Source organism: Myxococcales bacterium, from assembly GCA_016717005.1.
In the GTDB taxonomy this organism is placed as follows: domain Bacteria; phylum Myxococcota_A; class Polyangia; order Haliangiales; family Haliangiaceae; genus UBA2376.
Genome location: JADJUF010000006.1, coordinates 1 through 23,202, shown reverse-complemented (window position 1 = coordinate 23,202; position 23,202 = coordinate 1). Strand labels below are relative to the sequence as shown.

At 71.8% G+C, this 23,202-nt stretch carries 18 protein-coding genes; 8 read left to right on the top strand and 10 right to left on the bottom strand.

From position 1 onward, the window contains the following. Positions 1 to 1,352: 1,352 nt before the first annotated feature. From IPL61_06985 to IPL61_06975, 3 genes are all read right to left on the bottom strand, one after another. A complete protein-coding gene (locus tag IPL61_06985) occupies positions 1,353 to 1,586 on the bottom strand; it encodes a hypothetical protein (GenBank protein ID MBK9031067.1) in 234 nt (77 codons plus the stop codon). Positions 1,587 to 2,266: 680 nt separating this feature from the next. Further along, positions 2,267 to 3,088: a hypothetical protein gene (locus IPL61_06980; GenBank protein MBK9031066.1), complete on the bottom strand. Its 822-nt coding sequence runs from the start codon at positions 3,086 to 3,088 to the stop codon at positions 2,267 to 2,269. Positions 3,089 to 3,731: 643 nt separating this feature from the next. After that, positions 3,732 to 4,598, bottom strand: coding sequence for a hypothetical protein (locus tag IPL61_06975; GenBank protein MBK9031065.1), 867 nt, complete (start codon positions 4,596 to 4,598; stop codon positions 3,732 to 3,734). Positions 4,599 to 4,912: 314 nt separating this feature from the next. Between IPL61_06975 and IPL61_06970 the strand changes: the two genes are divergently transcribed. Then, entirely contained in the window at positions 4,913 to 5,236 is a 324-nt protein-coding gene (locus IPL61_06970; GenBank protein MBK9031064.1) for a hypothetical protein, read from the top strand. Positions 5,237 to 5,551: 315 nt separating this feature from the next. Here IPL61_06970 and IPL61_06965 read toward each other — a convergent pair whose 3' ends face one another. Beyond that, positions 5,552 to 5,911: a hypothetical protein gene (locus IPL61_06965; GenBank protein ID MBK9031063.1), complete on the bottom strand. Its 360-nt coding sequence runs from the start codon at positions 5,909 to 5,911 to the stop codon at positions 5,552 to 5,554. 870 nt (positions 5,912 to 6,781) lie between these two features. Next, positions 6,782 to 7,108 carry a hypothetical protein gene (locus tag IPL61_06960; GenBank protein MBK9031062.1) on the bottom strand — a complete coding sequence of 109 codons (327 nt, stop codon included), beginning with the start codon at positions 7,106 to 7,108 and terminating at the stop codon, positions 6,782 to 6,784. A gap of 248 nt (positions 7,109 to 7,356) precedes the next feature. Here IPL61_06960 and IPL61_06955 point away from each other — a divergent pair, with 248 nt between their 5' ends. Next, positions 7,357 to 7,833 carry a hypothetical protein gene (locus IPL61_06955; GenBank protein MBK9031061.1) on the top strand — a complete coding sequence of 159 codons (477 nt, stop codon included), beginning with the start codon at positions 7,357 to 7,359 and terminating at the stop codon, positions 7,831 to 7,833. Between the two features lie 701 nt (positions 7,834 to 8,534). Here the strand turns inward: IPL61_06955 and IPL61_06950 are convergent. Both IPL61_06950 and IPL61_06945 read right to left on the bottom strand, forming a co-directional pair. Continuing rightward, on the bottom strand, positions 8,535 to 9,143 hold the full coding sequence (locus tag IPL61_06950) for a hypothetical protein (protein ID MBK9031060.1): 609 nt from the start codon (positions 9,141 to 9,143) through the stop codon (positions 8,535 to 8,537). A 275-nt stretch (positions 9,144 to 9,418) separates the two neighbouring features. Further along, the gene (locus IPL61_06945) at positions 9,419 to 10,765 is read right to left on the bottom strand and encodes a hypothetical protein (protein MBK9031059.1); all 1,347 of its coding nucleotides are present in this window, start codon (positions 10,763 to 10,765) and stop codon (positions 9,419 to 9,421) included. A gap of 907 nt (positions 10,766 to 11,672) precedes the next feature. On the opposite strand from IPL61_06945, the gene IPL61_06940 reads away from it, so the two are divergent. Beyond that, positions 11,673 to 14,699: a hypothetical protein gene (locus IPL61_06940; protein ID MBK9031058.1), complete on the top strand. Its 3,027-nt coding sequence runs from the start codon at positions 11,673 to 11,675 to the stop codon at positions 14,697 to 14,699. Between the two features lie 1,036 nt (positions 14,700 to 15,735). Here IPL61_06940 and IPL61_06935 read toward each other — a convergent pair. Further along, positions 15,736 to 16,014, bottom strand: a complete 279-nt coding sequence (locus IPL61_06935) for a hypothetical protein (protein ID MBK9031057.1) — start codon at positions 16,012 to 16,014, stop codon at positions 15,736 to 15,738. A 216-nt stretch (positions 16,015 to 16,230) separates the two neighbouring features. Beyond that, positions 16,231 to 17,160: a hypothetical protein gene (locus IPL61_06930; GenBank protein ID MBK9031056.1), complete on the bottom strand. Its 930-nt coding sequence runs from the start codon at positions 17,158 to 17,160 to the stop codon at positions 16,231 to 16,233. Positions 17,161 to 17,318: 158 nt separating this feature from the next. Here IPL61_06930 and IPL61_06925 point away from each other — a divergent pair, with 158 nt between their 5' ends. Next, positions 17,319 to 18,395: a Bax inhibitor-1/YccA family protein gene (locus IPL61_06925; GenBank protein ID MBK9031055.1), complete on the top strand. Its 1,077-nt coding sequence runs from the start codon at positions 17,319 to 17,321 to the stop codon at positions 18,393 to 18,395. 151 nt (positions 18,396 to 18,546) lie between these two features. Here the strand turns inward: IPL61_06925 and IPL61_06920 are convergent, their stop codons facing one another. Then, on the bottom strand, positions 18,547 to 18,978 hold the full coding sequence (locus tag IPL61_06920; protein MBK9031054.1) for a hypothetical protein: 432 nt from the start codon (positions 18,976 to 18,978) through the stop codon (positions 18,547 to 18,549). A 79-nt stretch (positions 18,979 to 19,057) separates the two neighbouring features. Here IPL61_06920 and IPL61_06915 point away from each other — a divergent pair, with 79 nt between their 5' ends. The 4 genes from IPL61_06915 (at position 19,058) to IPL61_06900 (ending at position 22,871) form a co-directional block, all read left to right on the top strand. After that, positions 19,058 to 19,450 carry a hypothetical protein gene (locus IPL61_06915; protein MBK9031053.1) on the top strand — a complete coding sequence of 131 codons (393 nt, stop codon included), beginning with the start codon at positions 19,058 to 19,060 and terminating at the stop codon, positions 19,448 to 19,450. A gap of 328 nt (positions 19,451 to 19,778) precedes the next feature. Then, positions 19,779 to 20,135, top strand: a complete 357-nt coding sequence (locus tag IPL61_06910) for a hypothetical protein (GenBank protein MBK9031052.1) — start codon at positions 19,779 to 19,781, stop codon at positions 20,133 to 20,135. 299 nt (positions 20,136 to 20,434) lie between these two features. Next, positions 20,435 to 21,322, top strand: a complete 888-nt coding sequence (locus IPL61_06905) for a hypothetical protein (GenBank protein ID MBK9031051.1) — start codon at positions 20,435 to 20,437, stop codon at positions 21,320 to 21,322. Positions 21,323 to 22,493: 1,171 nt separating this feature from the next. Then, positions 22,494 to 22,871: a DUF4259 domain-containing protein gene (locus IPL61_06900; protein ID MBK9031050.1), complete on the top strand. Its 378-nt coding sequence runs from the start codon at positions 22,494 to 22,496 to the stop codon at positions 22,869 to 22,871. Positions 22,872 to 23,202 lie beyond the last annotated feature (331 nt).

Below are 23,202 nucleotides of genomic sequence, written 5' to 3'. Positions count from 1 at the left end.
CGCGGTCGGCTCGACGCGGTGCGCGCGGTGTCCACCTCGTGGACGGCTGCCTCCCGTGCTCCCGATGCGGTCATCGCGCGCGGATGCCGCCACCGCGCGCCGACGGCATGCTCGCTGTCCGTCCTGGATGTGCTGTCTCCCGCGTGCGCCCCGGTCGCTCGTGGGGTGCACAAAGCGCCGTGGCCGCCGACCCCGCCGCCGACCACGGAGGCGTTCGGCGAGGGGGCGTGAGCCCATTCCACACCGCGCGAAAGCGTCGAGCACAGCGCGACGGCGGATCCTGGGCGAGCGCGTCGCGGGGTCTCGACGTCCGCTGGCGGACTGGGCGCTCGCGGTCACCGCGTCGCGAGACGACCGGTCGCACGCGGCGCACGCGGGGGGCCGCTCGTTCGCGCCGGCCGTCCAACGCCGGCAAACGCGCCGTCCCCGCCGGCCCTGGACCTGTGCGCGCCGATGGGTGCGACCTCGGTCGCTGGCGACTCGTTCCCGTTCCGGTCCTTCGCGGTTCCGGTCGGGCGGACAGTCCGTGCGGCGCGCGGCGCGCGCGGCGCGGATCAGCGTCGCGTCATCAAGATCAGATCAGAGCTCGAGACCGACGAAGAACGTCGCGAGATGCCAGGGTTGCGGCCCATCGGCCGCATGTCATTCCGGTTGACGACGTGCTCCCGCCGGTCCGGTCGGTGTACGCGAACTCCGCGCCGTAGCGCAGCGCCCGCCGCCAGCGCGGGAACACCACGCCGCCGGCCATCGTCACCGCGGGATCGTAGTCGCTGCCGACACCAGCCGGCGGCCGCCGGCCGTAGCCAGTGAGTGCGGCCCGCGGCGCTGACCAGCCGCAGCTCGAGGCGCGCGCCGATCCCGCCGGCGACGTCCGACGACACGTCGTTGCGCCAGGTCGCGAGCGAGACCTCGGGCGCCAGCGCGACGTCGACGTGGCGCCCCGAGGTGTCCCGCGATCCGCACGCGGACCGGCGCCCCAGCGACGTGCAGCTGCAACCCCGCCGTCGGGTGCCACTCCCAGATGTCATCGCGCTGCTCGCGCACCACGCCGAGCGTCAGCCCGCCGTCAGCCATGACCTCGGGCGGTGATGCGCGACTCGGCCGCGGCGCTGGGCGGCGCAGCGCCACGACCGCGACCGCGACGACCGCAGTAGCCTGGATCACGATCGCACTGGTCCTGATCATCCGGCGACCATTGCACGGCGAGCGTGCCTGCGGGTGGGCCGTCTTCATCTTCATCCACCAGCCGCCGGAGGCGCCGCACGCTCGAGGCTCCGCGGCGCGTGGCGTTCGTGGAGTTGCGGCATGGTCGCAGCGGCACAGATGCCCGACGCGCCACGTTCGCCGCGCGCCTACGGCGCGAGCCGCGCCGGCAGATCCTGGCGCGCTGGCTGGCGCGGAACTCGATGATGCGGGCCCGCGCCGCCGCTCGCGACGAACGGATCTTCCGCCATGATGGCGCGATCCTTGCGCCCGGCTGGCGCCGAGGGCCAGGATGATGCCGCCGTCGCGGAGATCTTTCCGCCCAGATGAGGAAACGTCCCCGCGGCGTAGTGGCGATCGAGGAACGCGACGTGCGCCGACATCATGGCGTCGATCTTGCGCCAGCGGGACCTTGTAGACTGAGCTCGATGACAGAACACGTTCCCCCGAGCTTGCCCGCATCTCCGCCGCCCGAGCGGCGCGGACGGGCACGCCACGCGAGCCGCCTCAGCGCCGTCGGGCGCAGCTCGGCGGTGTGGTCCCGCCCCGGATCGGGTCGCCCAGGCCGGGGTCAGCGGTCGCAGCCACCGGCCTGGAGGTCAGCCTCCTCGGCGACAGCTTCAGCCCTGTCCAGGGTGGCCCCTTCGTGCGGGTGGCCGCGACCCGCATTTCAGCTCGTGCTATTTCGCGAAGGCTCGGCGCGCCCACTCATCGAACGGGCCCGCCACCGTCACGCCGGTGTCACGGTTCCACCACTGGCCGAGGGCCTGCGTCCCCAGGGCTGGCGCCGGTGGCCTCGCAGAACACCAGGATGAGCTGGCGATCATCGCCCAAGCCGTCGACGCGGAGCAGCTCATTGGCGACCCGCGACGGCGCCGTGCCCGCCGCGAGGGCTGCGCGCGTGCGCCTGATCTGGGCTGGACCTTCGGCACAGGTGCTCGTGCTGGTTCCCATCGGTGGCTGGTCATCCGCTGGATCCATCGATCGAGTTGCCCCGGTCCCGGATGGCCGCGCGCGGATCGGAGGAGTTCTCGTCGGTGAGGCCTGCGGCCGGACGCTGGCGTCACGGCGTGTCGTCGGTGCGGAGCAACCCGTGGTCGTCCTCGCACGATGTCATCGGGATCCACCACGGCGACGCACGCGCACGTCGGCTGCGCCTGACACGCTTCCGGCAGCGGCTCGCACCGCGTCTGATCCAGCGGTCGCCCGTCGAGGTCGGCGTCGTGGCCTTCGAAACGCGTCTCGCAGAACTGGCCCGGCGCGCACGCGGTGCCAGCGCAGGTCGGGCGCGGGGCGTGAGCGACGCTGGGGCGGCGCCGGCACCGGCGTAGCGCCGTGGCCGCGCCCACAGCCGATCAGCGCGAGCGCGAGCGCGAGCGCAAACCGGATCACGCCTCGGGCTCCACCCGACGTCGGCGTCCTCGCGCTCAGCTGGCTCCGGATCTGCAGTCAGCACGGTGCGCCCCGCGCGACCAAGCGCCGCAGCCTGGGCCGCGGTGACGCCCGTGCCGCGCACGTCCACCAGCGCGAGCGCCGGCAGCTCGATCAACGCCGCGACGTCGTGCACCGCGGGCGCGCCCGGCTCACGCGCGCCAGCCGCCGCAGGCTGACCAGCGGCGCCGTCGGCGACGCCGGTGTCCGCCAGGTTGAGCTCCTCGAGCTCATCGAGCCCGGCGAGGGGCGCCAGGTCGCGCACCGGGCAGCGCGCGAGCTGGAGCGCACGGGGCCGATGCGCGCGCGTCAGCGGCGCGAGGTCCGCGACCGCGGTCCCCGACAACGCGAGGTGGATCAAGCTCGCGGTCGGGACACCCGCGAGGCTCGCCACGTCTGTCCCGTCGAGCCAGAGCCGCTCGAGCGCCAGCCCGGCCAGCGGCCCCAGCGCCACGACCGGCGCGTTGATCAGGCGTAGCTCGCGCAGCGCGGTGAGCCCCGCGAGCTGGGCGAGGTCCGCCACCCGCGTCCCCGAGAGATCGAGGCTGGTCGCCTTCGCGCAGGGCCGGCGAGCCGAGCACCGGCGTCAGATCGGAGATCGGCGCGCCGTCGAGCGCCAGCCGCCGGAGCCGGACCAGGCCGCGCAGCGGGGCGAGGTCGGTGACGCGCGAGCCGGCCAGGCCCAGCTCCTCGAGGCCGAGCAGCTCGGCCAGCGGCGCGAGGTCCGCGACGGCGGTCGCGCCCAGGCGCAGTCGGGTCAGCGCGGTCAGCCCGCGCAGGGGCGCGAGGTCGCGCACCGCCGTGCCGCTGAGATCCAGGATCCGCAGCCGCCGCAGCCCGGCCAGCGGCGTCAGGTCGATCACCGGCGCCCCCGGCAGCTCGAGCTCCTCGAGGAGCGTCAGGCCCGAGCGGCGCCAGCGACGAGATCTGCGACGGCAGGTCGCGGTGCGGATCGGTCGTGGTCACCCGCAGCCGGCGTAGCCGCGTCAGCGCGGCCAGCGGCCCGAGATCGTCGACCGCGACGTTGACCGCGTCGACGGCCTCGGCGTCGAGCCCGAGCGTGGCGTCGCCGAACCGGATTGTGGGCACCGCCGGGATCATAGCGCCAGCTTGTACTCGGCGACCAACCAGTTCATGAGCGTCAGGTCGTCGGCGTCGTTGCCGGTCAGCGCGCCGTAGCTCTTGATCGTCGCCTCGGCGATGCCCGGCACGTAGTCGGCGGCGACCTTGCCGACGGCGGCGGTGGTCGGGTACGTCGCGTTGGCCGCCTCGCGCCGGATCTTCGTCGTCGCGTGCGCCACGCCCTCGCACAGGACGATGTCGTTGAGGTTGATCGTCGTCGGTGGCTTCTGCTCGTGGATGGTCAGGTGCTGGAGCTTCGAGAGCTCGATGATGCGCGGCTGCTGGAGCTTGAAGTTCGAGTCGTCGCCGCCGTCGAGCTCGCCCTTGATGCGGCGCAGGAACAGGTGGCAGTCGACAGCCTTGTCCCAGGCCTTGCGCAAGTACTCGCTGACCGCGCGCTTGACCTCGTCCTCGAACGTCACCGCGCCGCCGCCCTTGGTCTTGCCCGGCGTGAAGGTGTGCCCGGCGTACTTGCTGGTGCCGAGCTTGCGCCGCGGCAGCTCCTCGAAGTGGGCGGCGTTGGTGACCTTCTCGTCCTCGGACATCGCCTCGAACCCCGCGCTGCCGTAGTAGCCCTTGTCCTTCACGGTGTTGTCGGCGAGGTGGCAGAACTCGTGGACCACAGTCGCCGTCGACCCGTTCTTGTCGACGACCTCGGCCACCTTGCGGTGGAGGTGGACCTGCTTCTTGCCAAAGTTGGCCCAGCCGCCGAGGCCGATCTCCTCGTCGTCGCGGTTGTAGTCGGTGTTGAGCGAGACGTCGATCGTGGTCTTGCGGGTCTGCAGCTCGACCTTGGCCTTCGCGTAGACGGCCTTCGCTGTCCCGGCCTTGGTCCCGAACACCTCGGTCAGCCCGGTGTCGTCGGCGATGGCATCGTCGATCAGCTTGACCGCGTCGTCCAGATGCCTCGACCTTCGGCTGATCGGTCGTGTTGAGCTTGGTCTGCGCGTCCGCCACCGACTGGTAGATCCGCGAGCGATCGGCCGTGTCGACGACGTTGGCGAACTCTGCCTCGTCGAAGACGCCGGGCGACGGGAAGATCCGCTTGATGATGTCGGGTATCGGGTCGGTGACCTTGAGCTTGTTCTCCTTGGCCATGCGGGTCAGCGCCGTCTCGATCGAGGCGATGAGCTTGTCCTCGGGGATGGTCCCGGCCTTGAGCATCGACGTGATCTCGGCACCGGAGGGCACCCGGAACAGCCGCTCGCCGACGTTGCCATCGGCCCCGAGGTGGCGCTCGCGGGCGGCCTCGAGCGAGCGCGCCGCGGTCGCCGTCGAGACCTGGCCGTCGAGGTGCACCCCGAACGGATCGTCGCGGCCCGCGGTCGTCGGCGCCACCATCGGCGCGGTCGGCGCGGCGGTCGGCGCCTGGCGCTGGACCGGCAACGCCGACGTCAGCGTCCGCTTGCCCGCCGCCACCCCGGTGCTCGCCTCGGGGCCGCCCGCCTGTTCCCGACTCGCCCTGTCGAAGCTCATCTGATCAGTCTACGAATCGCTCCGATGCCCGACAATGACCGCCATCGGGTGAGGCGAAGACTCCCGCAGCAACTCCTCGATCGCGCCAGGCGACGCCGCCGACACCCATGGATCCGGGCGACTCGGCTCCTGGGATGCCATCATCGAAGCCGTGGGCGGGTGAGCCGCGCCGACCGCACGCGGGTGTCCCTGGCGCCGAGGGCCGCCGACGGTGAGCATGGTGCGGAGGTCGCGTTGTCGGTGCGCGCCCGTTCCGCGAATCTGCGCGGCGTCAGCGGCCTCGTGAGCGGATCGGCCGCCACCCAGGTCGTGGCGCCGCTCAGCAGCCGCCCAGCGCGAAGGTCGTCCACGTGGCGTCAGCGTCCTCGTCGCCGTCTGTGAGTTCGTCGGCTTCGACCTCGTCACCAGCGGTGACCGCGGCACCGGTGGTGCGCGCGTCGTGGAGCTGTTGCGCGGCGATCGCGTCCTGGCACGCGGCGCGCGTCAGGTACAGCGGCCCATCGGCATAGACCACCCCGCGGCCGTAGGTGACATAGGCGGTGGACGCACAGCCGATGCCGTAGCCCGAGCCGTCCGCGTGCGTGACGCTGTGCCCCAGCCGCGTCAGCTCGTCGGGCCCGTTGCGGCCAACGCGCGCCTCCCGCCGCGCGAGTACATGTAGCCGTGCTGGTCTTCTCACGCACGCCGTGGCTGACGGTCTCGCGCCACAGCGCGCCGGCTAGCAGCCCCGGCGCTGACGCTTCGAGGGCGTGACGTTGAACGGCTCGCAGCGCCCGTCCTCGCCGCGGCCGCCACGCGAGCGTCGCCCCCACGGCGTACGCGACGCCACCGCGCAGCAGCAGCTCCTCGAAGCTGCGCCGCGTCGCCTGCTGCACCGCGTCCGGAACGAACGGTTCGAACTCGCACTGGGTCAGGTCGGTGGCGACCCGCGCATGTTGGGCCAGGGCGCGGTCGCACCCAGCCGCGTCTGCGAACCACCGGCTGTCGCCGACCGCGACCGCGTCGACCAGGTCCTCGGACGGCAGGGGCACCTCACAGCCCATCAAACTCAGGCGCGCGGCGATGCCGCGGGTGCGGCCAGTCAGGGTCAGCGTCGCGCCCCGCAGGTGGTAGTCGATCGTGTCGACACCGGCCTCACCGCTGATGTCGATCTCGCGGACCAGCTGCCCCTGCCCGCCCGCGGCCGGGACGACGTCCCACCGCTGGCAGTGCGCGGCGCCGTCCTCCGTGCTGATCAAGAACAGGTGCCCCGGCGTCGCCAGCCTCGGCAGCGGCGGCGCGGGCGGCGGCGCGGCTGGCCCCGGCGGCACACACGCCCAACCGACCACAAGCAACGCCAGGCCCCACCTACGCACGCCGTTCAGACACCGCGGCGCCCGCGAGGTTTCGGAAAGCTGGCCCGTCCCGCGCCGCCGTCCTGCGCCGCAGCCAACCGCGGGGCGCGGGGCGCCGGGGGCGCTCCCTCCCCCGGCCATCCGGGTCGCCCGGCCATCCGGGTCACGGCCGACGAAGGAAGACTGGGTCGGCTGCACCCCGGCGGCCAGCGGGCCTATGACGGCGCGCGCCGGCGCTCGGGCGGCGGCGCGTCGTCGAGCCAGCCGATGACCTCGCAGTCCGCGCGGGTCAGCGGCGGACGGGTGGCTTGCTGTTGATAGAAGTGGCTGGCGGAGCGCCCCTCCTCGATCTCCGGATGAGGGACCGTGTGCATGCACCAGTGCTCGCCGACGTGATGCGCGAACGGCGCGTGTTGTCGTTCTTGTTCGGCACGTGCGGCGGGCGCGAGGCGCAGCACGACCCAGCGCCAAGGGGTGTCGCGACCCAGCGCGCCCCGCTCGTGCACCGCCAGGTAGAGGAGCTCACCACCGCGCTCGACCATTCCGGCGAGGGGCCGTCGTACCAGTCGTCAACCCACAACATCCGGAACTCGTCGGCTGCGAGTCGGCGGTCCGGCGTGAGCGCGACGTCGGAGAAGTCCATCGGGTCGGCGGCCATCGGATGTCGAGAGCATAGCGCCATCATCCCGTGCGCGTCGGGGGGCGTCTCGCGATGGGTGCGAATCAGGCGCGACTGGCGATCACCGCGCTCGGGCGTCGTGAGACAGTCGTGCGCGCAGGAGGACGGGCCGTGAAGAAGCTGCTCACTTTGATCGTTGTTGGTTGGGGCGCGTTCGGCATCTACCGCGGGTTCGACGTCGGGCTGCCCGCGTCCCCGCACGGGGGGTACCAGTGGGGCAACGTCGCCGCGTTCGGCGTGGCCGTCGTGGCGGTGCTGCTCGGCACGCTGAGCCTCTGGCGCGGGCTCAGCGGCGACCATGCCCCGATCGGGAATGGCACGGCCCTGCTGGTCTTGGTGCTGGCCGTCGCCGCGACCGCCGGCATGATGCGGCGGAGCGGCGGCATCACCGCGCGGGAGTGCGCCGCGGCGCTCGATCACATGCGCGAGCTGATCGCGGCCAAGGACCGCACCGGCCAGATGCTCGCGCGCTTCGACGCCCAGCGCTCGGTGCTGGCCGCGGGCTGCAAGGGCGCGGGCGACGCTCGACAACGGCGATGCGTGCTCGCCGCCACGTCGTTCGACGAGCTCGAGCGCTGTCCACAGTAGCCCGCCCGCGCGCGCCCGTGCCCCTGGCCGGTGGACCGCTGCGATCGCCGCGCGATTCGGTGGGCCGGCGCCGCGCGCGCCGGCGCCGCAGGTTCCGGGTCGGGCCAGCGTTCGACGATCCACGACTCGTCGTAGCCCACGTGCAGGTCGAGGACCTCGGTCGTGGTGGAGCGCAAGGGGCGACTCAGTCCTGGGCGAGGCGCGCATCAGCGTGCCAGGATCCAGCCGAGTTCCCGGTGCTCGGGCTGGCGCCGGCCGACCTGCTGGCGCTGGCGTTCAAGGGCTCGGCCCTGTGGTCGCTGCGCCTCAACACGCGCGATCACCCGCTGGTCGCCGAGCTATGTCGGGCCGAGGCCGAGCGCCCCGGCGGCGCCGGACGGCGGCGCTGCGCGAGCCGGTCCCCGCCGACGCGACGCCGTTCCGGCTGTGACCCCGCGCCGGCCCCGGGTCGCAGCCAACCGGTTGAGGGGGCACAGTCGACGAGCTGCGCCCGCTCCAACACGGGGCGCCCGGGATCCGGGTCGCCGGGATCCGGTCGCCTCCAACCGGATCGAGCATCCGTATCGAGGGACCGAAAGCTATTCCGCGGGCTCCGGTTCGCAGCCTCCCGGTCGAGGCTCTCCGCGCGTCACTCCGACAGGCGGGCCATGACCTCACGGTCCGAGAGGCGCGCCATCAGCTGCTCGAGGGCTCTCCGCGCGTCACTCCGACAGGCGGGCCATGACCTCACGGTCCGAGAGGCGCGCCATCAGCTGCTCGAGGGCAATCCGGTACGTCGACTCCATCATCTCGGCGGTCTGGTCGACCCTCACGAGGGGGAATGTGCCTGTGACGGTCTCGGCATACGAGAACCTGAACTCGGGCTCATCGATCTTGCGGATCGCGAACGACCAGCCCATCTGTCCATAGACACGCCCCGCGATGACGTCGCCCGAGGTCACCTGATCGATCTCCGCGGCGAACCGCTGGATCTGGACCTGCGCGATCATCGCGTCGGGCGGCGCCACGTCGTCGAGACCGACGACGGTCACGGCGGCGAACATGGAGGACAGGGCGTCGCGGAGGTCGCGGCGTACGAACTCGCGAATCTCCAGTATGCGGATCTCCTTGGTGGTCCGCGCAGGAATGGTGTACTCGTCGGGGACCTGCGTGGGATCGAGCACGACATAGAGCGGACGTGGGATCTTGGTCGCGACCAGCGGTAGCGTCGGTTCGATGTGGAGCGCACGGGTGTTGACGGGCTTCATCGCACACGCGGCCAGCATCAGCGCCACCACCGCCGCCCCCCATGCCAGGCTCTTGGTCGTCATCCGCCGAGGATGTTCGAAGCCGAGACCGCGCGCAAGGCCGTGCCCGGTTGTGCGGCTGGGACCGCGGCCCGGCGGCCCCAGCTCCGCACGATCCGCCGATCCGATCGGTTGCGCCTCGGTTCTCCGGCGCCTCGGTTCTGCGGTGCATCGGCAGCGGAGCTCGACACCTCGACCAGCCTGCCCTAGGTGTCGTGATCCATGAGCAGATCACGCCGCTGCGTTCGGTTGCGGCTCGGTTCTCGGGGCGACTCGGGGCTCCGGTTCGCCGGCCGCGATCAGCGGCGCGCGGCCAGCGCGGCGTCGAGCGCCTCGGCGGTCGTGCCGGCGGTCCTGCACGCGTCTGCCCAGGTCTCGGCGGTCGCACCGAACAGGTGGTCGCGCACGGCGTCGAGGCCGACCCGCTCGACCGCGATGGTGACCAGCAGGCCGCCGAGCGGGTAGGTGTCGGCCTCGGGCCTGGCCCGGAACGCCTTCATCGGCAGCAGCGCGGCGACCGGGGGGCGATCGCCGCGCGTGTGCTGCCAGTCGGCGAGGGCGCGCCCGCCGTACTGGCCTGACGCCCACACCGCGATGCCTTCGCCGATCAGCCCCGAGCCGGCCGGCCCCCACAGCTGACCGGTGATCGCGTGCGTGGCCTCGTGGGTGACCAGCCGCTCGAGGCCGCCGTCGGGCGCCGGGTCAAAGCGGATCACGTGGAGCGCGGCGCCCGACGCGACCGCGTGGCCATCGCCCGGGTCGCCGGTCAGCGTCTCCTTGCTGCGGCGGTCCGGGTACACGTAGATCGTCATCGCCGGCGGGGCCGCCACCTGCAGGCGCTCGGCCGCGCGCGCGCTGCCGCGAGCGATCGCGTCGACCACCGCCGCCTCGTCGGGCGCCGCCGCGAGCTGCGCGGGGAACGCCACCCGCACCGTGGCGCCCGCGACCGCGCGGTCGACGGTGCGCCACGCGATCCGCCGCGCGCGCGCCGCCAGCGTCGCGGTCACCTCGCCGTCGGCGCCCCGCACCCAGGTCCCGGTCTGGAGCCGACCATGCACGTCGGCGAGCAGCAGCGGCTCCCCGCCGTGGCGGATCGAATTGATCTCCGCGACGCCCGGGGTGCCGGTGCCGGCGTAGAGCAAGAACGCCGGGTGAGTGGCATCAGCGGGGACCACCGCGATCACGCGCTCGCCGACGCCGGCGTAGGTCTCGCCGCCGACCACGATCCGCTCGGCGTCGACGTGGAGCGGCAGCTCGTCGCCGAGCGCCGCGACCACGGCGTTCACCTGCGCGCCGCCGTACAGGATCGGGTTGGGCGGCCACCCGGACGGGCCTGCCGCGAGGTCGATCGACGTGTCGGGCACGATCGCGGCGCCCGCGAACAGCTCGCGGACCCGCTCCGCCTGGAGGACGATCGCGCGGTCAGCCGCGTCGTCGCCGAGGGTGCCAACGACCAGGGTGGGCGTCCCCCGGGCCAGCAGCTCGTCCGGCGTCAGGTTCTGTACCGGCGCGCCTGCGGTGCTCGCAGCGGTGCCGGTCGCAGGGGCGGTGGCGGGTCGGTCGTTCGGCCTCGCCTTGTCGCCGCGGCCGCAGGCGACCGCCACGAGGGCCGTCAGCACCGCCGGCGCAGTCCCGAGTCGCACCATCGGGCGAGCGTACACCCGGTCCGGAACGGCGCCACCTGACCGTCGCGACCTGGACCGCGCGCGCGCCCGACGCAGCGACAGCGAAACCCGCACACGTCGGCGGCGGGCGTGATGCCCGCCAGGAGCTGGCGCCGTCGCCAGGGCTGGGACCACCGCGGGTGGTCGCGCAACTCGAGCTCGAGCTCCCGATCGTAGAGTCCGTGAGGGAAGCCGTAGCGCGGCGAGCGGCCGGGGTGAAAGCGCGGATGCGCCCGGATGCCGGCCGCGGCTGGGAACACGAGCGCGGCTCGGCGTTGCGGACCGCGTACCGATGGGTTGCGACTCGATCCCGGACGCGACTCGACCATTGCCACGCCGCGCAGACGCGGGCTTTCTCTTCTGTGCGCCAGATCTTCCTCGGACCCGAGCGCCATCATGAGTGGATGAAAGTCGCTCGATCCGCGAATTAAAACGCCACGATGCAGCCGATCGACATCTCATCGCGATCACGTCGTGCGACGCGGAACGCTGTTGCCGCGCGGGCTGCTTCGCAACGCGATCTAACGATGAGGCATGCGTGACCGAACGCCCTAGAACTGCAGCACTCTTGCGTCCTGATCCCGCTTGGGATAAGGTCGCGGCGATGGGGCGAGGCGGAGCATGGGCGAGGCGAGGAGGGAGTCGTCGATCGAGCCAAGGGCGGCGGTCAGCGCGAGTCTCGACGCACTTGGTCCGGCCGCTCGTTTGGCTCCCGCAACGACGGCGCTCGCCCGTCGATAGGTCGGGCGCCCCCCCCTGACGCCCAGCGATGGACGGCCAGTTGCCGCACGTCCCGGAACGATCTGGGCGGGCTGACAGGCCGAGAAGCGCCGAGAAGCTACCTGCCCCCTCGAACGCTCGAACGTCCGGCATAGAACGTGAGGTCCTGATGCTCCAGAACACACCCCGCAGCACCGGAAACCCGACGAGCACGCGCACCGCGCTCGCGCTCGCCGCGGCGTGCATGGCCGCGCTCGCCATGACCGCCAGGCCGTCTCGCGCCGACACGGTCATTCCGGCCGGGACCAATATCGTCAATCAGGTCTGGACGCCGGCGGGTTCGCCGTATCGACTCCAGGGCAGCGTCACCGTCCCGCTTGGGGCATCACTCTCGATCGAACCAGGCGCATCGGTCATCTTCGCCAGCAACAGCTACGTCATTTCCGTCGCCGGCGAGCTCGCCGCGGTGGGCACCACGGCGCAGCCGGTGACGTTGACGACCGGCGGCATCCTCGTCGACACGACCGCGACCTCCGTGCAGCTCTCGCATGTCCGCATCACCGGCGCCTCCAGGGCAATCATCTACAAGGCCAGCAGCGCGCTGTTCACGACCAACGACGTCACGATCGTGAATGCGTCGTCTTCTGGGGTCGTGGTTCAGTCAGGGGCCGTGACGCTCAACGACGTCACGATTCGCAGCACGACAAGTTTCACGTATGGCCTACAGGTCGATGCGGGCACGGTCGATGTCGAACACTGCACGATCTCGACCCTGGGCACTTCGATCTACGCCAATGGCACGTCTGTTGTGAGCGTGCGCAACAGCATCGCCACGGGGGCGATCTTGCGCGCGTCACAGGCGGCGGTGTCCTTGTCGTACACGAATGTCTTTCGTTCTTCCAACATACCTTCCGGGGCGACCGTCGGGCCTGGCATCATCCAGGGGAACCCGATCCTGTCATCACTTGAAAGTCGCCTGACGTCGAACTCGCCGGGGCGATTCGGCGCACACGATGGCAGCGACCTCGGCGCGCTGCCGTATCTAGGTGATCCGACGCCAGGCCTGTACGGAAAGCTCTGGTCATCCACGACGGTGACCGCCTCGGCGACCGTGCAGGGCGACCTGACGGTCGCGTCGGGGGTCACGTTGACGATCGCGTCGGGCGTGACGTTGACGTTTGCGAGCACGGACGTCATGGAGTCTGGGGACGTCTTGAGCCGCGCCGAGCTTCGTGTCGAGGGACAGCTCGTCGTGCTCGGGCCCGCGACCCTGACCGGATCGACGCTGGGTTCCTGGGCGGGCCTCTTCATGCTGCCGACGGCGAGCGGCGCCGACGTGCGCAACCTCACGATCAACAACGCGTCGACGGGGCTGACGATGCGCAGCGGCGCGACGACGCTCGTCCGCCTCGCGGTCACGAACGCGACCGGCGCCGCGGTCCGCGTCGAGAGCGGCGCGCCGGTGCTGGACGCCTTCACGATCAGGAACTCGGGCTCCGGCTTCCTCGTCGTCGGCGGCGCGCCGCGGATCGCGAACGCGGTGGTCCACAGCATCTCCAACGACGGGGTCCTCGTCCAGGCCAGCACCGGGGCCGTCAGCGCTGACGTCGTGAACAGCACGATCCATGGCGCGCTCACCGCCGTCCGGGTCGACGCCGTCGCCGGTGCGTCGGCGGACGTTTCGATCGCGAACAGCATCATCTCGAGCAACGTCACCGGGCTGAGCCGGGGGACATCCGGCGGCGCGACCTCGCTCGGCTTCGCGAACTCGGACATCTGGGGCAACTCGACGGACTACGTCGCGGTCACGCCGGGGCCAGGCGTCATCAGCGCCGACCCGCTGTACGTGTCGGTGACGAGCTTCCAGCTGCGGCCGGGGAGCCCGTGCATCGACACCGGTTCAGCTGCCGGCGCGCCCGTCGCCGACAACCTCGGCGTCTCGCGTCCACGCGACGGCGATCGGATGAGTGGCGCCGAATTCGACATGGGCGCCTACGAGTACGTGATCCCCGTCGTGTGCGGCGACGGGTTCGTTGATGGCGCCGAGCAGTGTGACGATGGCGCCGCCAACGGCAGCTACGCCCACTGCAACGCGACCTGCACGGCGCCGGGGCCATACTGTGGCGACGGCACGACCAACGGACCCGAGGCCTGCGACAGCGGCGCGGCGAACGGCTCCTACGGGAACTGCAACCTCCTCTGCAACGCGTTCGGCCCGCGATGTGGCGATGGCGTCGTGAACGGACCGGAGACCTGCGACGACGGCGCCGGCAACGGGATGTACGGCGGCGTGTGCGACGTCGCCTGCGCGGGCGTGCCGCCGTACTGCGGTGATGGCGTCACCAATGGTCCCGAAGCGTGTGACAGCGGCGCGGCGAACGGCTCGTACGGCTTCTGCGCCGCAGCGTGTGACGCGCTTGGTCCGTACTGCGGTGACGGGGTCACCAACGGCCCCGAGGCGTGCGACAGCGGCAGCACCAATGGGGCCTATGGATCCTGCGATTCGAGCTGTGCGAGCATGGGGCCGTACTGCGGCGACGGTGCGGTCAATGGCCCCGAGCAGTGTGACATCGGCGCTTCGAACGGCGAGTACGGGGCGTCGTGCGGCTCGACCTGCTCGGGCCGAGCGCCGTGGTGCGGGGACGGGATCCGCAACGGGCCCGAGGTGTGCGACCAGGGTCCGCTGAACGGCCAGTACAGTCGATGCGACGCGACCTGCAGCGGCGTCGCGGAGCACTGCGGAGACGGCGTCGTGAACGGTCCCGAGGTGTGCGATAGCGGGGCCGACAATGGTCACTACGGCAGCTGCAATACGACCTGTACCGGCCTCGGCGCGCACTGCGGCGACGGCGTCGTCTACGGCCCTGAGACGTGCGACGATGGCGCGCTCAATGGGATGTATGGCAGGTGCGACTCGGCCTGCGCGGCCATCGCGACGTGCGGCGACGGCGTCCTCAACGGGCCAGAGGAATGCGACGACGGCCTCGCGAACGGCAGCCCCGACGGCGCGTGCCTCGCAGACTGCACGGCGGTCGTGACACCTCCCGAGCCCATGGCCGATGCAGGCTGCGGCTGTCAGTCGACCGATGCCCCGGGCGGTGCTTCACTTTCGCTCGCAGGCGTCGTCGTCGTCGCCCTTCGGCGGCGCCGACGTCGCCGAGGCGGCGGCGCCGCTTCGCCCCGCGGTTCGAGGTAGGCCCCCCCAAGCGTCACGGCGGTCCCTGGGCCGGGGCCGACCTGAGCCGCCCCGCTTCGGGTCGCTCTGGATCCGGCTCGCGGCCGCCCCGTCGACGGGCTCCCTCGGTCCCGGGACGCAGCCCTGCGAACCGATCGGTTGCCACTCGGTTCTCCGTTGCTACTCGGTCACCGGGGTCGACTCGATCGCCCTCGCTGAGGTACCGTCGCGTGGCGAGCGTCAAGCGACGTCTGTCGTCTCGCGCCAGCCGCCAGCCCGCAGCGCCTCGATTGCCCGGTTCAACGCGCGGCCGGGGCAGTTGGAGCTCCCTCCAGCCATGGTGACCAGTAGACTGCGAGGGAGATCGAGCACTCGTTGCCCTGGCTTCCGATGGAGAACTCGACCGGTTGCCGTAGCACGTGACGCCCTGGTGGCGGCGCCAGCCACGCGACGTCACCATTGCGCACCGTGGAACCACCAAGTGCCCAGCCGGGGACTCGATGTGCATCGCATCCTCGCCAGCCCAGACGGGCGGAATCCGAACGAGGCCCGCGAGCACTGTGAGATGCTCGAGTTCGAGGCCCGCGCCCCCCGATGGTGTGAGCGCTTCTTCGACCCACCCGGCCATCGCGGGCCGGTCGATCGCGCGTGCTGAGCGGCGCACCGCCCCAAGCATGCCGAGGCTCTCGACCCGCGCCCCGTCGAGGCTCGGCGGTAGGGCCGCGCGCTGCAACAGCCAGTAGGGATGATCGGGCCTTGGCGGCGCTTCGTCGGGCGCACCTGAGTTGGGGGCGCCAAAGATCCCCTCGACGATCAGTGGTTCAAGGACGGCATCAGCCAACGTCCAGAACGCGTGCTGCATCTCCGCGGCGACGGCGCGTGAGCTGTCCTCGTGGACGGTCGTTTCGAGGTCGAGGCGACAGAACGCCTGGTCGCGGACATCGGCGGTCATTGTCATCGGATGGTTCTCCACGTCGGGCCGTTCCGGATCCACCTGCACAGTACGGCCCCGCTGGTCCGGTCGACTAACGTCAGGGTGTAGTTCCGAAATTGACGCTCATGCCCGGCGCTTCCTCGGCGTCGGCTTGGGCGTGAGGTCGACGACGTTGGCGAGCACCTGGACCTCGGTGTGATACGTCGCGGCGACGAGTGCCCAGGCCGCGTCGAAGCGGTCACTCTGGTCCCATCCGCGCATCGTCAGGATCGCCTGGGCGCCGCGAGCGCCCCACCGCATGCCGCTGAGCTTGAGCCGTTGCGCGACGAGCGTCTTGCACGCGGCTTCGACGACGCCGCTCCCGATCATGTAGCCGGCGCGCTTCCACTCGGCGTAGCGCATGCGGTGCCGGTTCTTGCGGAGGTAGTTGAGCGCCTTCGTGATCGTCTCCCGCCGCGGGTGCTTTCGTGAGGTGTGCGACCGCGTCGATCACCGCCTTGGCGCCATTGTCCTCGGTGAGGAGCCGCTCGAAGGTGTGCCTCGTCTCCATCGTGCCGTCGCCGTGGACCGCCGCGACCGCGGCGCCGAGCTTCTCGGTGGCGTGGAAGAAGTCGAGGATCACTGGTCCATCGGCCAGCGTGTCGAGGAACTCCCGAGTTGTCGTTGCCGGCGTCGGAGACCTTGCACAAGCGAGGTCGGGGCGCAGCGGAGAGGACGCGCCAGGTCCTTGCTGAGCGTCTCCTTCAGCGCGGCCTTCTTGTGCTCGGGGCCACGGCCGAACCGGATCGCGGAGATCAGGTCGCCCTTGTCGTCGCAGAACGAGAGCGTCGCGCATCCGACCTCGCGGTAGCCCGCCGGGCCCTTGCTCAAGCGCCCCTCGGCCGCCGCGGCGTTGCGGACCTCGGTCGGGCTGTTGCCGCCGTCGACCGGCGCGAGAACACCGTCGAGCGAGACCGCGATCGACTGCGCGCCCTCGGGCACCACGATCGCCTCGCGCAGCACCTCCTCGTTCGCCTCGCGCGTGGCCTCCCAGCGGTCACCGGTCGCCTTCGGCAGACGGTCGAGGCTACTCTTCGACGGCGCCATGTTGCCGACGCGCTCGAACAGATCCTCCGACTTCTGCGGCGTCATCTGCGTCACGACCCACGCCGCCTGCTCGGCTGCACGCGGCGTCCAGAACCCCTCGACGATCCCGAGTCGGAGATCCATCGCGGCGAGCGCGTGGGCCTCCGGGTTCCGGCGGTCCTTGTACAGCCAGCGCTCGACGTGCACCGCGCCGGCCGCCGTCATGTACGTCTCGGCGCTCTTGAGCACGCGCCGCTGGACCACCCCCTCGATCTCGATCGCGTCGGCGTCGACGTCCGACGCCGACATGACGTCGCCGACGATCTCGCGCTCCGCTTCCATCAGCCGCGCGTGCAGCTCCTTCTCGAACTGGTAGAAGTCGCGCGGCCCCGTCTTGGCTCGCATCGCATGAGCTTCCAGGAACTTGCGGATCCCGTCGAGCACCTTGTCGTGGAACGTGCGCCGGCTCTCGCTGGCGCCCACCAGTGGCTGCGACCCAGATCTCGCGGCGACCGTCGCGGGCCGACGGGCGGGTCGATCAGCGGACACTTCGATATAATCGAATGTTTCATTCGAAACTTGCGGCTTGTTGACAACGACCCGCGGCCGCATGGTGTGGCTAACCGCACCGGAGGTGCCCCATGCGTGCCGCAGCCTCGTCCCCCCGCTCGATCCCCTTCGCCTCAGCCACGCTCGGTCAGAGCGACCGCATGGCGTTCCTGCGCAAGACCTACGCCCACCTCGGCGTCGCGCTGGTGGCGCTGGCGGTGCTCACGGGCGGCATGATGAGGTTCTTCCCCGAGACCAGCCTGGCGATGTCCCGGTGGGCATTCGGCGGCACCTGGAACTGGCTCCTGGTGCTGGCGCTGTTCATGGGCGTCGGCTACGTCGGCGATCGCCTGGCGTGGTCGCAATCGTCGCGCGCGCTGCAGTACCTGGGCTTGGGGGTCAGCGTGATCGCGCAGGCCCTGCTGCTGCAACCGCTGTTGTGGGTCGCGATGCTCAAGCTGGGCGCGGGCGATGCCCAGACGGTCATCCTGCAAGCGGCGACGGTCACGCTGGCGATCTTCGTCGGCCTGACCTTGACGGTGTTCGTGACCCGCCGCGACTTCTCGTTCCTCCGCAGCGCCTTGATGGTGGGCAGCTTCGCCGCCCTCGGCATCATCGTGGCCTCGATGATCTTCGGCTTCAGCCTCGGCGCCGTGTTCGCTGGCGCCATGATCCTGTTGATGGCCGGCTACATCTTGTACCAGACCGGCCAGATCGCGCGGGACTTCCCGCCGACCGCGCACGTCGCCGCCGCGCTGTTGCTGTTCTCCACCATCGCGACGCTGTTCTGGTACGTGCTGCAGTTCCTGATGTCGTTCGGCCGCGACGGTAGCCTCCATCCGGGTGGCCCTCCATCCGGGTGGCTGCGACGGATCAGGACCCGGATCTGCGGTCGACATCGATGCCGGTCCGGTTGCGACCCGGATCCCTCGAGCTGCGACCCATCGATCCGATCGGTTGCGACCCGGGCAGCATGGACATCGCGGCGCGCATCGAGGGCGACGTCAACCCCTGACGACTCGGGGCCCCGCGATGCGATCGGATGCGACCCTGGTACCCCCCTGATCCGATCGGATGCGACCGCTGCGACCCGGATCGGGGGGATCGCGATCGCGATTCGATCGGTCGCGACCCGGATCTCAGCCGGATCTCAGGCGCTCGCATCTTGATGTCATTGCGAGGAGGCGGCGTTCAGCAGCCGCTTCAGCGCCGCGTAGTCGTCGCGGTACTTGTTCACGTGCCCATAGGACGGAGGTGGTAGAGCCGCACGGTGGGTCAACCGCCGCTCCCCAGGCGTGCGGGCGAGCGCTGCCGCCGCGGTCAGCGTGGAGGCCGCCATCGCCTGCAGGCGCGAGGCGTCAGCGCGCGCAGCTCCGCGGGCCAGCGCGTCCTCGTCCCTCGGCGCTGGCGCCGACCGAGGACGCGGCGGCGCGCGCCGTTGCCGCCGAACGTCACCAGGATCTCCGGCGCCACCGCGTCGATGTGCCGGCGCAGGTGCTCTGCGCAGTTGTCGAACGATCGCGGCGACAGGTTCTTCGTGCCGGTGCGGTCATACCCCGTGCGATAGCAGAGCAGCACGTTGCCCAGGTACATGCGCTGCTCGACGATGAACTTCCGCGCGCGTTCCTCGTCGAGGCCGAGCTGCAAGAAGAACTTGCGCAGCGTCGCGTCCCACGACGCGTACCGATCGATCAAGAAGTTCGCGCACTGCGAGATCGGGTACCAGTCGGCGCCCGGCACCATCAGCTTCACCCCCTCGCGAAGTTGGGGAGCCGCGCAGGCGCCAGTCAGGTCGCCCCAGCCGCAATGCCCCACCGACAGCCCCGCGCCCGTGCTCATCGAGGAACGTGCGCAGCGCGTCGAGGCTCGCCGGACGCTCGGGATCGAGACGGATCGACTTGTCGTCCCGCCGGTAGGGCTTCAGCGCTTCCTGGGCGCTCGCGAGCACTTCTGCTGTCGCCGTCCCCGTCCCGCACAACAGCGGCACCGGTCGCTTGCCGACCGGGATCGCCTCGTCGGCGCCGCACTTCTGGCACCGGGCCGCCTGGCGCAGGAACTCGGCGTAGCGACCCGCGGACCGCTCGTTCAGCGCCTGGTACCCGTCCACCATCGTCGCCACGTCCGCCGCCGCCATCTCGCCGCCCCACCGCTCGGCGTCGATGCGGTCGTCGCTCGCGGCATCGACGAAGGCTTGGCGTCGATGGGTCATGGACGCTCATCGTAGACCATGTCGCCCAGGCGCAGCTCACCGTCATCACCGACCTCGGGCTACCGGTGAGGTGGCGCGCTGACCAGGTGAGGCACGGCAACGGGCGCCGGCGTGTACGCTCGCGGCGTGGCAGCAGCCAAGCGTGGGGACAAGAAGCGCAAGCCGCGGGCGACGCCGGCGGCAGAGCCCACGCCCTCTGCCAGGAAGGCGGCGGCAGCTAAGCCGTCCAGGCGAGGCGGGGACGGCGGCGCGGAGGGCGACGACGAAGCCGGCCGGGAAGGCGGCGGCAAGGTCGGCAGCGCCAGCCAAGCCGGCCCCGCGGGGGTCGACGGGCAGGGCGGTCGTGCTGCGGGCGCCGGAAGCGTCGGCGGAGCGGCCGTACCTGCACGTCGGGCATGGGGTGTCGTGCGCGCGCAAGACGTGGGGGCTGGTGGCGATCTTGCGCGAGCCGCTGCGGGCTCCGATCAAGGGTCTCGGCGCGCCGGTGGCGCTCGACACGATCGAGGCCAAGGTGGGCGAGCGTGTGGTGGTGCTGCTGCACGACGCCGACTCGCTGCAGTGGGTGGTGGCGGCGACGTATCCGAGTCCGGGGCCGCGGGCGGACCAGGCGAGGCCACCGGCGAGCAGTGGGCGGCGTTCAACGAGGCGGTCGACGCGACGCTGCAGCGGCTGCACCAGCGGCAGCCGATCGCCGCGGTGATCCGGCCGATCGATGAGGAGTACGGCACCGCGGTGTCGGACTGGCACGCCTGGAGCATGGGTGAGGCGCCGCGCCATGCGGTTCCTGCGCGGCCGGCCGCAAGGCGCGCTGGTACGTCGAGCACGCGTGTGACCTGTGGCGGGCCTGGCTGGGCGAGCAGCCGCTGGCCGACCAGCAGCGGTGATCGACGCGCTGGCGCCGGAGGCGCGCAAGGTGCTGCGGGCGCTCGGCGGCGTGCCCCAGGCGCAGGAACCAGTGAAGCCGCCGCCCGAGCCCACGCTCGACGAGATGAAGGCGGCGTGGGCGGCGATCCGCCTGAGGCCGACGTGGTCGCGGCGTTCGCGGCGGCGTTCGCGCACCGCGGGCTGGCCGAGCCGTGGGACCTGTTCCGGGCTGCAGCACGCTGCTCGACCCAGCCCAGCGCACGCCCGCGCACGCCGCTGCTGCTGCGCGAGGTGCTGCGGCGCGCGCTGGCGTCGCCGGGGTGCCGGTGGCCCGACACGCACTGGCGCCCGCACCTGGTCGACGAGCTGGTGCGGGCCGGGCAGCTCGACGAGGCGCGCGCCGAGGTGGCGCGGGTGGTGCTCGGCGCCACCTCGTACAACGACAACAACTGGGAGACGATGGTTGGCCTGTGCGACGCGCTCGGCCGGCGCGACGACGGCGACGCGGTGCACCGGATGGCCGAGCGCTACGTCACGGGCTACAGCCTGGCGCGCAAGGTCGCCAAGCTGGGTGACGCGCGCCAGCGCGCGGCGGCGTCGCGGGTGGTGCGCGAGCTCGCGGCGCCCGCGCTGGCGCCGGCGGCGCTCGACGCGCTCGACGACGACGCGCTGTCCGCGCCGCGTTCCTGTTCGAGAGCCTGTGCAAGCAGGCCCTCGCCGATGAGGCCCTGGCGGCCGAGGGCGCGCGGCTCCGGGCTGCCTCGGTCGAGCGCCACCGCCGACGCCAGGCCGACGCCGAGGGCGCGGTTTGCGCGCGGCGACACGGTCGATGTTCCGCAGCTCCTGCTGCTCGTGCAGGCCCGGCAGGGCGCGGCGGCGCTGGACGTGGCCGAGGTCGAGGGGCTGGCCCGCCCCGCGGCGCACCGGGCCCCTGATCGCCCAGGTCGCCGCGCTCGCGCACGCCGCCCGGCACGAACATCGACGCCGCGCTCGCCGTCTACGGCGCGCTGCTGGCGGCGCTGATCCCGCCAGATGGATATGCACGCACGTCGTGGCTGTACGCCGCCAACAACGCGCTGATCGTCAGCCACGCCGCCCGGCGCTTCGCCGACAGCGCGCGCATGGCCGACCAGGTGGCGGTACGCGCCGGAGAATCCGCACATCACGCACGCGGCCGCGTGCAGCTACGCGGCGGTGGGGCGCCCCCGACGACGCGCTGGCGCAGGCCCGCGCGGTCGAGCTCGGCTACCCCACCTCGACCGCGTGAAGGTCGTTCCCACCTCCGGCCGCTGCTGGCGCGCGCGACTTCCAGGCGCTGCTTGGGAAGCCGCGGCGGTAGCGGCGACCCGGGTCCGGCGCTGCGACCTGGATCCGGGTCGCAGCCAACCGGATCGGCCAACCGGATCGGCGGGGTCGCTGTTGCTTGTGCGGCCTGGTCACCGCGAGCTCGCCGGCGGCGGGGGCTGGCGATTCTGCGACGCGATCTGTCGCACCTCCCCCGTTCCTGCGAGCCGATCGGTTGCTACTCCACCCTGTTGCTACTCGACCCTGTCGGGCCCAAGGCGTTTCGGGGAGAAGTGGGGGTCCGCGACGCGATCCGTCGCGCGTTCACCCGCGCAGGGTGTTCCGAGGTTGCGGCCCTCGATTGGGGCGACCCTCGATTGGGGGCGACCCTCGATTGGGGCGTCAGGGCGATGGCGGTCGGACGGCACGTACCCGCCGCGGAGGAACTGGTCGCGCAGGCGGTTGATGAGGTTCCAATGTGACCACGCACACATTGGTTCGAGCCCGCGACACTCCACGCGCGTCGCGGATCGCGAACTCCATCGGCCCGTGGATCTTGTAGCCGCGCGCGGTGTCACCGGTGAACACCGGCGGCACGTCGGCGATCAAGAATGGCAGGCGGCCGATCCGGGTCGCCTCGACAAGGAATTCGTTCACCACGAACAAGACGCGGTAGATCCAGCCTTCATGAGCTCGTCCGCGCTCGGGGCGGGCTGCCGACGGGGGACCGCGCCGTCGAGGATCGCCACATGGTTGTCCTCGAGCAGCTGCGCGATCGCGTCGTGGCGCGGGTCAGGTGGATGGCGTGAGGTCGCCGATGTTCCAGCGCGGGCGTCGTCGGGTCGGGGGCATGATGGGTTCGATGTCTTGCGGCGGCGACTTCTGTGCGCGGCGCGGAGGGCGTGGCGCCGTGGGCACCTGGCAACTGGGACCGTTCGACAACGACGGCGCGGCGGACTTCCTGGCCGAGGCGGAGGAGGCGCTCGGGCGATCGGTCACCAGGCGCGCTGCGCGCGGTGGCGTCGGCCCCAAGGCCAGCGACGATCGACGTCGATGCCGGCAGCGCGACGTGGGCGGCGTGCGATCTGGTGGCGCTGGCGTTCGGGCGGCCGGGGACGACAGCGCCACCGCCGGACGTCGCCGCCCTGGCGGCGCGGATCGACCGACCGAGGCGATGCGCGAGCGCGCCCTCGCGGCGCTCGATCGCGTCGCGGATGTGCGCCGGTCCGAGCTGGCGCAGCGGCTGGGCCGAGGGCGCCCCAGGCGAAGGCGTTCCGGGCCGAGCTGAAAGCTGCGGGCGCGGCTGGTCGACGCCGCGTCGGGCCCTCCGCCCAAGGCGCGCGCCGAGACCGCCGCCGCCGCCGGCGCCGCCGTGGATCGCGGGCAGCTGCTCGCCACGGCGCTGCGACCTGGCTGCTGGGTGGTCGCGCAGATGCTGGAGTCGCCGTACCTCGCGATCCTCGGCGGCACGTCGAAGGTGCAGCCGACCCCTGCGTGAAGGTGGCCCCGCACAGCCCGCACGCCCGAGGTACTCGCGGTCCTGTGGGTGGCGAAGGACGCGATCGCCGGCTGGACGTCGCTCGGCGTCGCCGCGCCGTTCGCCGCGCCGCGCCCGCTGT